Annotated in this window: 10 protein-coding genes and 1 riboswitch; all 10 genes read left to right on the top strand. The window is 66.0% G+C overall.

Features of this window, described 5'->3' with window-relative positions:
- The first annotated feature begins 266 nt into the window (after nt 1–266).
- The 10 genes from ACVWWN_RS03265 (at nt 267) to gcvT (ending at nt 12,635) form a co-directional block, all read left to right on the top strand.
- Nucleotides 267–1,496 (top strand): MFS transporter, encoded by a 1,230-nt coding sequence (locus tag ACVWWN_RS03265; RefSeq protein WP_457142609.1) that lies wholly within the window; start codon nt 267–269, stop codon nt 1,494–1,496.
- A gap of 173 nt (nt 1,497–1,669) precedes the next feature.
- Complete coding sequence (locus ACVWWN_RS03260) at nt 1,670–2,668, top strand: substrate-binding domain-containing protein (RefSeq protein WP_457142608.1); 999 nt, start codon at nt 1,670–1,672, stop codon at nt 2,666–2,668.
- 8 nt (nt 2,669–2,676) lie between these two features.
- Nucleotides 2,677–3,672, top strand: a complete 996-nt coding sequence (locus ACVWWN_RS03255; RefSeq protein ID WP_457142607.1) for an ABC transporter permease — start codon at nt 2,677–2,679, stop codon at nt 3,670–3,672.
- A complete protein-coding gene (locus tag ACVWWN_RS03250; RefSeq protein WP_457142606.1) occupies nt 3,669–4,463 on the top strand; it encodes an ATP-binding cassette domain-containing protein in 795 nt (264 codons plus the stop codon). Before ACVWWN_RS03255 ends, ACVWWN_RS03250 begins: the two co-directional genes overlap by 4 nt.
- Nucleotides 4,441–5,361: a PfkB family carbohydrate kinase gene (locus ACVWWN_RS03245; protein WP_457142605.1), complete on the top strand. Its 921-nt coding sequence runs from the start codon at nt 4,441–4,443 to the stop codon at nt 5,359–5,361. The genes ACVWWN_RS03250 and ACVWWN_RS03245 overlap by 23 nt, the downstream gene beginning before the upstream one ends.
- Entirely contained in the window at nt 5,358–6,008 is a 651-nt protein-coding gene (locus tag ACVWWN_RS03240; RefSeq protein ID WP_457142604.1) for a nucleoside/nucleotide kinase family protein, read from the top strand. Before ACVWWN_RS03245 ends, ACVWWN_RS03240 begins: the two co-directional genes overlap by 4 nt.
- 5 nt (nt 6,009–6,013) lie before the next feature.
- On the top strand, nt 6,014–7,003 hold the full coding sequence (locus ACVWWN_RS03235; protein WP_457148980.1) for a LacI family DNA-binding transcriptional regulator: 990 nt from the start codon (nt 6,014–6,016) through the stop codon (nt 7,001–7,003).
- 340 nt (nt 7,004–7,343) lie between these two features.
- Nucleotides 7,344–8,345 carry an agmatinase gene (speB, locus tag ACVWWN_RS03230; protein ID WP_457142603.1) on the top strand — a complete coding sequence of 334 codons (1,002 nt, stop codon included), beginning with the start codon at nt 7,344–7,346 and terminating at the stop codon, nt 8,343–8,345.
- Between the two features lie 31 nt (nt 8,346–8,376).
- Nucleotides 8,377–8,467, top strand: a riboswitch (glycine riboswitch).
- A gap of 236 nt (nt 8,468–8,703) precedes the next feature.
- Complete coding sequence (gene gcvP / locus ACVWWN_RS03225) at nt 8,704–11,511, top strand: aminomethyl-transferring glycine dehydrogenase (protein ID WP_457148979.1); 2,808 nt, start codon at nt 8,704–8,706, stop codon at nt 11,509–11,511.
- Nucleotides 11,508–12,635 carry a glycine cleavage system aminomethyltransferase GcvT gene (gcvT, locus tag ACVWWN_RS03220; protein ID WP_457142602.1) on the top strand — a complete coding sequence of 376 codons (1,128 nt, stop codon included), beginning with the start codon at nt 11,508–11,510 and terminating at the stop codon, nt 12,633–12,635. Before gcvP ends, gcvT begins: the two co-directional genes overlap by 4 nt.
- Nucleotides 12,636–12,654 lie beyond the last annotated feature (19 nt).

The following is a 12,654-nucleotide window of genomic DNA, read 5'->3' as shown; positions in this document are numbered from 1 at the left end:
GCGCGCCACGCGGGGAACCGGTGTTCGCTTCGCCTCGAATCGTACTTGCGTTCATCAAACACCATGTTTTGCAACTAGTTCGGGTCTGCTCCTAGAGTTTCGGGGGAGCCTGCGCCGGAGTGGGCCTGCGGTTGTGCGGCATTGAGTTGATAGGGGCGAGAAATGGTGGCGAAAAGGCGACACCGCTTCCGCATCCTCGAGGAGCGGCGGATGTGTTCGCGTAGCTGGATTGTTGGCGGTCGTGCGGAGTCGAGCGAGCCGAGCAGTTGACGCGCACCACGACGGGGTCGAGATCAGCGGTCTCGTGGCACGCGTTCCTCTCGATCTATGTGCCCGCGCTGGTGCTGGCCCTGGGGACAGGTATTGCGCTACCGGCAATCCCGACATTGGCGAAGTCGTTCGGGGTGAGTTTCGGAGCCGCGAGCGGTGTGGTGACGGCTTTCTTGGTGGGGAACCTGATCGGCACGTTGCCCGCGGGTTGGCTGATCGATCGCTTCGGCCGACGCGTCGTGATGATCGGCGGGCCGCTGCTGACGTCGGCGGGCGCGTTCCTGATCGCGGTCGTGCATTCCTTTCCTGAATTGCTGGTATTGCGGTTCTTGGACGGTGTGGCGGCGCAACTGTGGTTGATGGGTCGGCTTGCGGCGATCTCACACGGCGCCGCGGCTGGCCAGCGCGGCCGTGAAGTGTCGTGGATGTTCGGGATGAATAACGCCGGGCTGCTCTTCGGCCCCGTTGTGGGTGGATTCATCGCCGCCGGCTGGGGTCCACGCGCGACGTTCGTTGCCTACGCCATTTTGGCGCTGCTGGCCTTCATACCGACTTCGGCGCTCGCCGAGGACACCCCGCACCACACGCGCGCGGAGCGGCGGGCTCGCAAAGCAGACGATATGGATGCCCGAAAGCTGTCGATACGCGAGATCGTGCAGCCGCGGCTGAGCTATTTCGGAGTCGCGTTATTCGCCGGCTTGACCCGTGGGCCGGTCTCGGCGAACCTGCTGCATCTGTACGCGGCGTTCGCATACCAACTCGGGCCTCGCCAGATCGGATACCTGGGTACGGGAGCGGCGGTGCTGTCGCTGCCGATCGGGTTTCTCGCCGGGTGGATGATGGACCGCTACGGCCGCAAGCGCACTATGGTGCCGGGATTCAGCGGGGTGGCGGTGGCGATGGCCGCGTTGGCAGTGTCGGCCTATCTACTGTTGCCACTGGCCTGGTACGTGGCCTTGTTCTTGACAGGTGTTGCGTTCCAGGCGCTGACCGGCGGCTCGATACAGACGGTCGGCGCAGACGTCGCTCCGCCCGAAGCCCGGGGCGTGTTTCTCGGCTTGTGGCGTTTCACCGGCCAGGGCGGCGCCACGCTCAGCCCGATCGTCTTCGCGTTGCTCGCTGACCGGATCAACTACGCCTCGGCGTTCGTGTTCATCGCCGCTTCGGCCGCGGTGGTTGCGGTCCTGCTGATCCGCTACGTCCCGGAAACCCGAACGACAACCTGACGACCGACCCGCCGAACCGGCGGGGCGACCGGCTTACTGCATCGGCTGCTGGTCGGCGGCGCCGGGCGGAAGCTAATTTCGCGAAAGCGCATGCGCAAGCGCTTGCCCCCTCCCTAGGCTTCTGCAAAACACGCGGACGCGATAGGCGTCGCATCGGGGACAAGGGAGTCCATATGTTCGGGAAGCGCATCGGAAGCACGCTCACGGTCGCGGCGGTTCTCATGGCAGGCTCGCTGGTTCTGGGTCTTACCGCCTGCGGCGGATCGGGTTCGGACAGCGTCAAGGTCGGACTGATCACCAAGACCGATTCGAACCCGTACTTCGTGAAGTTGCGCGAGGCCGCCCAGGCGCAGGCCGACAAGGACGGCGCCAAGTTGATCGCGCTGGCGGGCGCGTTCGACGGAGACAACGAGGGCCAGGTCTCGGCCATTGAGAACATGGTGGGCCAGGGCGTGAAGGGCATCCTGATCACCCCGAATTCCTCTACCGGAGTGCTCGACTCGATCAAGAAAGCGCGCGATGCCGGCGTCATCGTCATCGCTCTCGACACCGCGACCGACCCCGAAGACGCCGTCGACGCCACTTTCGCCACCGACAACAAGGCCGCGGGCGTCAGCCAGGGCAAATGGGTGAAAGCCGCACTCGGCAACGCAGCGCCCCAGGTCGTCATGCTGGACGGAACCCCGGGTGGAACCGTCGACACCTTCCGCCACGACGGATTCCTCGAGGGCTTCGGTATTACGAACGACTCGCCGGAGATCGTCGGCCGGGAGAACACCAACGGCGACCAGACCAAGGCGCAGACCGCCATGGAAAACATCCTCCAGCGTGCTCCGGGCATCAACGCGCTCTACACCATCAACGAGCCGGCAGCCGCCGGCGCGTATCAGGCGATCCAGTCCGCCAACCGCACCGCCCAGATCACCATCGGGTCGATCGACGGAAGCTGCACGGGCATCGCGGACGTGAAGTCCGGAAAGATCGGCGCAACGGTGTTGCAGTTCCCGGCGAAGATGGCCGAGCAGGGCGTGCAGGCCGTGGTCAAGTTCGCAACGGACGGAACCAAGCCCAGCGGATTCAACGACACCGGTTCGCAGCTCGTCACGGACAAGCCGTTTCCCGGACTCGAGTCGCAGGACACCGCCTGGGGCGAGAAGAACTGCTGGGGCTGAGCCAGTACATGACCACCGGTGCTCCTGCGACAGCGACGCCATCGGTATTGAGCCGATTCAACGTGGGGAACATTCTGCGTGAGCCGTTGCTCGGTCCGCTGGTGGCACTCGTCGTCGCAATCATCGTCTTCAGCTCGGTGTCGGATTCGTTCCTCAATCCGCAGAACGTGTCGCTGATCCTTCAACAGTCGGTGGTGGTCGGCATTCTCGCCGTCGGCCAGACGTTGATCATTCTCACCTCCGGCATCGATCTCTCGATCGGCGCGGTTGCCGTCCTGGGAACCATCGTGATGGCGCAGAGCGCGGGCGCCAACGGGCCGGTCGTGGCGCTCGGGTCGACGCTCCTGGTGTGCGTGGCGTTCGGCGCGATCAACGGCGGGCTCGTCACGAGCCTGCGATTGCCACCGTTCATCGTCACGCTCGGAACGTTCACCGCGATACAGGCGGCCACCCGCCTGCTCGCGGGCTCCGAGACCTACCGCGTGGAGCAAGGACCGCTCACCTTCCTGGGCACGTCCTTTCGCATCGGGTCGTTCTCGACCACGTTCGGCGTGGTCGCGATGCTCTTCGTCTACCTCTTGATGTGGTACGCATTGTCCCAAACTTCCTGGGGCAGGCACATTTACGCTGTCGGCGGTAACCCACAGGCGTCGAATCTGTCGGGCATCAAGTCCGGACGGGTGCTGTTCTCCGTCTACCTCGTGACGGGTGTGATCGCAGCCATCGCCGCATGGGCTGCGCTGGGCCGGATTCCGAACGCCGACCCGAACGCGTACCAGAACGCCAATCTCGAGACGATTACCGCGGTGGTCATCGGCGGAACCAGTTTGTTCGGTGGGCGCGGAGGCGTCGGCGGAACACTTGTGGGCACGTTGATCGTCGGCGTTCTCCGTAACGGTCTCACTCAGGCCGGCGTGGACAATCTCTACCAGAACATCGCGACCGGAATTCTCGTGATCGTCGCGGTGGCGGTGGATCAGTTCGCTCGCCGGAGATCACAATGACGATCACGACGAGTGGCGCACCCGTGCTCGAAGCGCGTGGACTCGTCAAGAAGTACGGCAACGTGACGGCGATCAACGGGGCCGACTTCGAGCTCCGCGAGGGCGAGGTTCTCGCCGTCATCGGAGACAACGGTGCCGGAAAGACGAGTCTGATCAAGGCCTTGGCGGGCGCGGTGGTTCCAGACTCGGGTGAGATCCTGATGAACGGAACACCCGTGTCATTCAAGAACACCCGAGACGCCAGAGCAGCCGGAATCGAGACGGTGTACCAGGATCTCGCCGTGGTACCGGCTCTGGACATCGCGTCGAATCTGTACCTCGGACGCGAGGTACGACGTAAAGGCATTGCGGGCAGCTTCTTCCGGCGACTGGACATGCCGAGAATGCGCCAAGAGGCGTCGCAGCACCTCGCGGATCTGAAGATCGGCATCAAGTCCGTGAACCAAGCGGTGGAGACGTTGTCCGGTGGGCAGCGTCAGGGCGTCGCGGTGGCGCGGGCCGCCGCGTTCGGCCGCGGCGTGATCATCATGGACGAGCCGACCGCTGCTCTCGGCGTTCGGGAGTCGGGACAGGTCATCGACTTGATCAAATCGATCCGCGACCGCGGTATTCCCGTGGTGCTCATCAGCCACGACATGCCGCACGTGTTCGAGGTGTCCGACCGGATTCACATCCACCGGCTCGGGCAACGTGCCGGCGTCGTCGATCCGAAGAAGCGTTCGATGTCCGAGGTCGTCGCGCTCATGACCGGTGCAGAGGAGCCAACTGATGAGGAACGCGCCGGTCTCTGAGAAGGCTCCGGTCGGGGTTTTCGTCGGGTTGGCGACTCTCGACGTGATTCACCGCATCGTGACAGCGCCTGCGGTGAACCAGAAGATCACCTCGACCGCTCAGTTCGTCGCGGCCGGCGGACCGGCCGCGAATGCGGCCGTCGCCTTCGCAGCACTGGGCGGCGACGCGATCCTCGTGACCGCTCTCGGCGACGATCCGGTTGCCGAATTGATCCGGGCCGACCTCGCTAAGTACGGCGTCAGCGTCGTCGACGCGGCGGTAGGCACCACCCGAGCGGTGCCCGTCTCCGCTGTTTCGGTCGTCGAATCGACGGGTGACCGATCGGTCGTCTCGCTCGACGCCGTGAACTCTGACGCGTCGCCACCGGCAGACCTCGGTGACCTGGTGGCGGATGCCGACGTGGTGCTCGTCGACGGGCACCATCCCCTGATCGCCCGTGCTGCCGTTCAACATGCGGCCGCACAGGACACCACACTCGTCGTCGACGCGGGCCGATGGAAACCGGTGATGAGCGACCTCGTTCCGCATGCGACGGACGTGGTGTGCTCCAACGACTTCCGGATGCCGGGCACCGACAACCCGGAGTCGACCGCGGCGGCACTGGTCCGCCGCGGTGTTCGTACCGTTGTCTCGACGCACGGCGGCGATCCCGTCGAGTGGTGGTCGGATGGCAAGTCGGGATCGGTGCCGGTGGAACCGGTGATGGTGGTCGACACACTGGGTGCCGGCGATGTCTTCCACGGCGCGTACTCGTACTTCTCGACCCAGATCGAGGGCAGTGTTGCCGAGCGCATCAATCGGTCCGCTCGCGTGGCGGCCCTACGGTGTTCGGTGGTCGGGCCGCGGGCATGGCTGAGTGAACTCCCTATTGAACAAACTCGAAGGCGAGAACGGTGACCATCGAGCAGGACGTCGAGGACGCCACACTCGACCAGTTGGTGGAGTCGGCCAAGGGGCTCGTCGTTCCCGGGGGGCGCCGTATTCTGGGTTTCACCGGAGCTCCGGGAGCCGGGAAGTCCACCGTGGCAGAGCAACTCGTCACCGTACTGGGTTCGGACGCCGCGGTGCTCGTACCCATGGACGGTTTTCATCTGGCCAACGAAGTTTTGATCGACATGGGCATCCTGGATCGCAAGGGCGCGCACGACACATTCGACGACGGCGGGTACGCACGGCTGATTGCTTGCCTTCGCGCACAGCGCGTCGACGACCCAGTCGTGTATGCGCCCCGGTTCCGCCGCGAGATCGAGGAGCCGATCGGCTCGTCCATTCCCGTCGCGCCCACGGTGCCGTTGGTCGTCACCGAGGGGAATTACCTTTTACTGGAATCCGACGCCTGGCCTGCGGCGCGGTCCTGCCTCGACGAGGTGTGGTTCTTGGCCCCCGCCACCGACGTTCGCCACGCTCGGCTGCTGCGCCGGCACGAGGCGTACGGAAAGTCGCCGGAGGACGCCGCGTTCTGGGCCCTCGGGTCCGACGAGCGCAATGCCCAACTGATCGAGTCGACCGCAGGTCGCGCGGACCGCATCGTGCGTCTCCGGTGACCACGATGGGCGACGTCGCCCGCATCGCCGGCGTCTCGGCGTCCACGGTCTCGCACGTCCTCAACGGCACGCGCAAGGTCGACACCGCCACGCGCTTGCGCGTCGAAGCGGCCATCGAGGAGACCGGCTACCGGCGCAACGTCGTCGCCCGATCACTCGCGGCCGGGCGCACGCACACGGTCGGACTCTCGATCTCCGCGCTCACGAATCCGTACTTCGGGAGCCTGGTTCACGCCGTGGAACGGGCTCTGTCGGACGCCGGCTACGTGCTGATCGTCGGAGATTCCCACGACGACGTGGAGTCGGAGAAACGCGTCACCGACTCGCTTCTGGACCGGCAGGTCGACGGGATGATCGTGGCACCCGCGGCCGGGTCGGAGCGGGTCACCCTCCCCGAAATCATCCGCACTGGAACCCCTCTGGTTCTGATCGACCGCGGTGTCGACGTCGGGAGCGATCAGGTCGTCCCGGAGAACTTCTCGTCGGCGCGGTCGTTGACCGAGCATCTGCTCGACCTCGGGCATCGTCGGATCGCCGCCGTACGCGGCCTTGCCGGGATCTCGTCCACGACCGAGCGATTCGCTGGTTACTCCGCGGCGCTCGCAGACCGCGGTATCGCAGTCGACGCCGCTCTGGTCCTCGACGGCGACTCCAACACAGATGTGGCGGAACGCGAGGTGCACTCGCTCATGTCGGGTGAGAACCGGCCCACTGCGCTGGTGTCCTTGAACAACTCCATGACCATTGGAACACTCAAAGCCATTCGTAGTGTCGGCTTGTCGATTCCAGCCGACGTGGCATTCGTCTGTTTCGACGACTTCGAATGGTCGGATCTCTTCGAACCCAAGCTCACCGCGGCGGCGCAGGACGTGGAGACGATCGGCGCCACCGCGGTCGAGTTGCTTCTGCGCCGCATTCGGGGACACAGTTCCGCGCCACAACAGATTCGCGTGCCGACGACGTTCCGCCATCGCAATTCGTGCGGATGCACTTGACGCTCACCGACAGGTCTTTCGATCACGCCGACAACGACCCCCGATTACTACCGAAGCGGACACCGACGGCGTCACCCAGGTGGCGCTGGGTACGGCATTCTGTCCGTCCGGAAGCACGGCCGGACCTGGCAATGCGGTGGGCCAGTGGGCCGCTGTCGACGCCGCCTGACCGTATGCGGATGCCCGCGAAGTCCGCGGCGGGCAGGTCGCCACGCTTCAGGATTGTGCGATTGCTCAAACATCCGGGCCGGTGTTTGGGCATTAACTGCTCGCGGCAGGTGCTCGCCAAGATCGATGATGGCAGTCGAACACCCGGCGATTCGAAAGGCTGGAAACCCAGATGAGCACGCGAAACGGCATCATCGGCGCTGTGCCCGCCACCCAGGTTCCCCGTTATGCGGGGAAGGGCACTTTCGCCAGGATCGCCGATATCCACGAGGTGTCCGACTACGACATCGCCATCCTCGGCGTTCCATTCGACGGCGGTACGTCCTACCGGCCGGGGGCTCGGTTCGGCCCGCTCGCGGTTCGTACGGCCGCCCGTACGCTGCGCCCGGGCTACCACGTCGAACTCGGGGTCGCACCGCTGGAACACGTCCAGGTGGTCGACGCCGGTGACGTCCCGGTCACCCCGTACGACATCGCCGAGGCCTGCCAGCAGATCCAGAACCACGCCGCCGACATCCTCGCCGGCGGGGACCGCCGCATCGTGTCGATCGGTGGCGACCACACCATCGCCCTACCGAATCTGCGTGCCCTGCATGCCAAACACGGGCCGGTCGCCCTGGTGCACTTCGATGCTCACCTGGACACCTGGGACACCTACTTCAACGCCCCGGTCACCCACGGCACCATCTTCCGCCGCGCGTTCGAGGAAGGGCTGCTGATCGAGGACCACTCGATCCACGTCGGCATCCGCGGCCCCATCTACGACCGGATGGACCTGGACGACGACGCCCGGATGGGTTTCAAGATCATCCGGGCCGGCGACCTGGACGTCATCGGCATCGACGCGGCAGTAGATGCGGTGCGCCGTCGAGTCACCGACGTCCCGGTGTACCTGTCCATCGACATCGACGTGCTCGATCCGGCGTTCGCCCCGGGCACCGGCACGCCCGAATCCGGTGGTCTGACCTCGCGTGAGCTCTTGAAGATGCTCCGCAAGATGACCGGGCTGAACATCGTCGGCGCCGACGTCGTCGAGGTGGCCCCGGCCTACGACCACGCCGAAATCACTTGCGTAGCAGCGGCGACGGTGGTCTTCGACATCGTCAGCCTGATGGTCGCAGGCGCCAACGCCGCTCTGCCGGTCAACGGCGAGGTTGCCGCAACGGCGTTGTAGACCTACGCTCAACCACAACTCAATATGCCGATGACACGCTGCGGGAGAACCTCCGTTCTGGAGGCGCCGTAGGAGCAACTTCCTCCCCGGGAATCTCTCAGGCCCAATACCGCGGTGTCGAGGCAACTCTGGAGAACAACGCAGATCCGTCGATTGCGTTTACCGAAGGGGAACAGCGCAGCCGCGCTCAATCTCTCAGGTTTCAGGACAGAGCGGGGAGGTGTCACCACCACTCGCGTCGAATAGTTCGGCGCCTTGAGACTGGAGTCACCTCGTGCCTGACGAGACCGCAACTCTCAATGACGACCACGGCTTTCAAGCTCGTCACATCGGCCCGGACCCTGGGGCGCAAGCTCGCATGCTGGACGTGCTCGGCTACCCGTCCGTCGACGCGCTGATCGACGCCGCGGTACCTGAGCAGATCCGCAATACCGACCGGATGGCGCTGCCCGCGGCGCGCTCCGAACTGCAGGTGCTCGACGCACTGCGTGCGCTGGCCGGCCGCAACCAGACGCGGGTCCAGATGATCGGCCTCGGCTACCACGACACCATCACCCCGGCGGTGCTGCGCCGCAACATGCTGGAGTCGCCGGCCTGGTACACCGCCTACACGCCGTACCAGCCGGAGATCTCCCAGGGCCGGCTGGAGGCACTGCTGACCTTCCAGACCCTCATCGAGGATCTCACCGCGCTACCGGTGGCCGGTGCATCGCTGCTCGACGAGGCCACCGCGGTGACAGAAGCCATCCTGCTGATGCGCCGGGCCAACAAGGCCGTGGCCGCCAATTGTCTTGTGCTCGACGCTGATTGCCTACACCAGACGCTCGCGGTGGTGCGCGGACGGGCCGCGGCGGTGGGCATCGAGGTGGTCGTCGCCGACCTGACCGAGACGCTGCCCGACGGTGCCGCCTTCGGCGTCGTCTTCCAATCCCCGGGTGCCAGCGGCGTGGTACGCGACCTCGCCCCGCTGATCGCGGCGGCCCGCGACCGCGGCATGCTCACCACCGTCGCGGCCGATCTGCTGTCGTTGACGCTGTTGTCGGCCCCGGGCGAGCAGGGCGCCGACATCGCGGTGGGCTCGGCGCAGCGGTTCGGTGTGCCGCTGTTCTTCGGCGGCCCGCACGCCGGGTACATGTCGGTCCGGTCCGGGTTGGAGCGAATGCTGCCAGGCCGACTGGTCGGCGTATCAGTCGATGTGGATGGCAAACCCGCCTACCGGCTCGCACCGCAGACCCGCGAACAGCACATCCGCCGGGACAAGGCGACCAGCAACATCTGCACTGCGCAGGCGTTGCTGGCCAATGTCGCCGCCATGTACGCCGCCTACCACGGCCCGGAAGGGTTGCGCGCCATCGCAACCCGGGTGCATGGTTACGCCATCGCATTGGCCAGCGGGCTGCGGGCTGCGGGCCACGAGGTCGTCCACGACCGGTTCTTCGACACCGTCATGGTGCGGGTCCCCGGCGGCGGCCAACAGATCGTGTCGGCCGCCGACAACGCGGGGATCAACCTGCGCCCGGTCGACGCCGACCACGTCGGTATCTCCTGCGACGAGTGCACCACCGCCGACGTGATCCACCGCGTACTCGAGGTCTTCGGTGCCGCACCCGCCGCGTCCGCCGCTGGTTCGGTCACGCTGCCGAACAACGTGATCCGGACATCGGACTACCTGACCCATCCGGTGTTTCACCGGCACCGCTCGGAAACAGCGATGCTGCGCTTCCTGCGCGAGATCTCGGACAAGGACCTCGCACTGGACCGCACGATGATCCCGCTCGGCTCCTGCACGATGAAGCTCAATGCCGCCGCCGAGTTGGAACCCATCAGCTGGCCCGGATTCGCCGGTATCCACCCGTCCGCCCCGGCCGAGCAGACCTCCGGCTACCTCGAGCTGATCGGCAACCTGGAGGGCTGGCTGGCCGCGATCACTGGCTACGACCGGGTTTTGTTGCAGCCCAATGCCGGGTCTCAGGGTGAGCTCGCCGGCCTGCTGGCCATCAGCGTCTATCACCACTCCCGCGGCGATCAGAACCGCGACGTGTGCCTGATCCCGCAGTCGGCGCACGGGACCAACGCGGCTTCAGCGGTGCTGGCCGGGATGCGCGTGGTGGTGGTCAAGACGGCACCCAACGGCAACGTCGACCACGACGACTTGGAGGCCAAGCTCGTCGCGCACAACGGACAGGTCGCCGCGATCATGCTCACCTACCCATCCACGCACGGCGTGTACGAGACCGACGTGCGCACCGTGTGCGAGCTCGTACACAACGCCGGCGGCCAAGTCTACGTCGACGGTGCCAACCTGAACGCCCTGGTCGGACTGGCCAGACCGGGCGAGTTCGGCGGCGACGTGTCGCATCTGAACCTGCGCAAGACGTTCTGCATTCCGCACGGCGGTGGCGGCCCGGGTGTCGGGCCGGTCGCGGTGCGGGCGCACCTGGCGCCGTTCCTGCCGGGTGATCCGGTGGGAACCGACGGGCCGGCCCCGGTGTCGGCGGCCAACTACGGGTCGGCGGGCATTCTGCCGATCACCTGGGCTTACCTCGCGCTGATGGGTCTGGACGGACTGACCGCGGCCACCAAGGTCGCGGTGCTGGCCGCCAACTATGTCGCCGCGGCACTGACCGACCGCTATCCGGTGCTGTACACCGGGGAATCCGGGCTGGTTGCCCACGAATGCATTCTCGACCTGCGCGAGATCACCAAGCGCACCGGTGTGACCGCCGAGGACGTCGCAAAGCGGTTGATCGACTACGGTTTCCACGCCCCGACGCTGTCCTTCCCGGTCAACGGCGCCCTGATGGTGGAGCCCACCGAGTCGGAAGGCATCGCTGAACTGGATCGGTTCATCGCGGCGATGATCGGGATCCACGACGAGATCGGCCGCGTCGACTCGGGGGAGTGGGCGGTGGAACACAGCTCGCTGCGTCAGGCCCCGCACACCGCCGAACAGGTCACCGACGCCGAATGGACACTGCCGTACAGCCGGCAATACGCGGCCTACCCGGTCTCCTCACTGCGGCTCAACAAGTACTGGCCGCCGGTACGGCGCATCGACGGGGTGCACGGTGACCGCAACCTGGCCTGCTCCTGCCCCGCACCCGAAGCGTTCCAGACCGTCACCACCGAGGCCTTCGAGGAGGCCATCCAGGAGGTTTACGCATGACCGCCAGCCACACCCCGGCTTCGCCGCTGCTCGACGAACACCGCTCGCTCGGTGCGACATTGACCGACTTCGCCGGGTGGGCGATGCCGCTGAAGTACGGCAGCGAACTGGCCGAACACCGCGCGGTGCGCGAGACCGCGGGGCTCTTCGACCTGTCCCACATGGGTGAGATCGCGGTCACCGGACCGCAAGCCGCCGAGGCGCTGGACTTCGCACTGGCCGGCGAGGCGTCCAAGATCCCCGTCGGGCGGGCCAAGTACTCGCTCATGTGCGACGCCGACGGTGGGGTGATCGACGATCTGGTGGTGTACCGGCTCGCCGATGAACACTTCCTGGTCGTCGCCAACGCGGGCAACGCTCCGACGGTGGCGGGTGAACTCGCCGGTCGGGCTGGACGATTCGACGCTGACGTCGATGACCAGTCCGCCGTCACGGCGTTGATCGCCGTGCAGGGGCCCGCTTCCGAAGCCATCGTGAGCTCACTGGTGCCCGAGGATCAGCGCGACGAGGTGACCGAACTCAAGTACTACGCGGTGACCGACACCGACGTCGATGGTTTCGATGTGCTGCTGGCCCGCACCGGCTACACCGGTGAGGACGGCTTCGAACTCTATGTGCCCAACGCCCGGGCGGTGGACCTGTGGCGGTCGCTATTGACGGCCACCATCGCCGTCGGCGGCTCACCGGCGGGCCTGGCCTCCCGCGACACACTGCGACTCGAGGCGGGAATGGCGCTCTACGGGCATGAACTCAGCCAGGACACCAACCCGTATCAGGCAGGTTTGGGCAAGGTGATCCGGCTACGGCGGGAATTAGGGAGCGATTTCGTGGGGCGGGATGCGCTGCAGCAGCTTTCCGAGCAGGCGGTGGATCGGACCCTGGTTGCCCTGAAAGGCTCAAACCGCCGGGCGGCGCGGGCGGGCTACACCGTTCACCAGACCGCCGACGGGGCGTCGGTGGGAACCATCACGTCCGGTGCGCTGTCACCGACGCTGGGCTATCCGATCGCGCTGGCCTACCTCGACGCCACCCTGGCCGAACCGGGAACTGTCCTAGAAGTTGACATCCGCGGAAATCGTGAGCAATTCGAGGTCACGTCGGCGCCGTTCTACCGACGCAACTGAGCATCCCCCGTCAACCACT

Source organism: Mycobacterium sp. URHB0021 (assembly GCF_054057895.1).
This window is presented reverse-complemented; position numbering and strand designations above follow the sequence as displayed.

Coding starts and splice junctions, on each gene's coding strand:
- ACVWWN_RS03250 (WP_457142606.1), top strand. CDS start 3,669: ATGACGATCACGACGAGTGGCGCACCCGTGCTCGAAGCGCGTGGACTC.
- ACVWWN_RS03245 (WP_457142605.1), top strand. CDS start 4,441: ATGAGGAACGCGCCGGTCTCTGAGAAGGCTCCGGTCGGGGTTTTCGTC.
- speB (WP_457142603.1), top strand. CDS start 7,344: ATGAGCACGCGAAACGGCATCATCGGCGCTGTGCCCGCCACCCAGGTT.
- gcvP (WP_457148979.1), top strand. CDS start 8,704: ATGCTGGACGTGCTCGGCTACCCGTCCGTCGACGCGCTGATCGACGCC.
- ACVWWN_RS03260 (WP_457142608.1), top strand. CDS start 1,670: ATGTTCGGGAAGCGCATCGGAAGCACGCTCACGGTCGCGGCGGTTCTC.
- gcvT (WP_457142602.1), top strand. CDS start 11,508: ATGACCGCCAGCCACACCCCGGCTTCGCCGCTGCTCGACGAACACCGC.
- ACVWWN_RS03235 (WP_457148980.1), top strand. CDS start 6,014: ATGGGCGACGTCGCCCGCATCGCCGGCGTCTCGGCGTCCACGGTCTCG.
- ACVWWN_RS03255 (WP_457142607.1), top strand. CDS start 2,677: ATGACCACCGGTGCTCCTGCGACAGCGACGCCATCGGTATTGAGCCGA.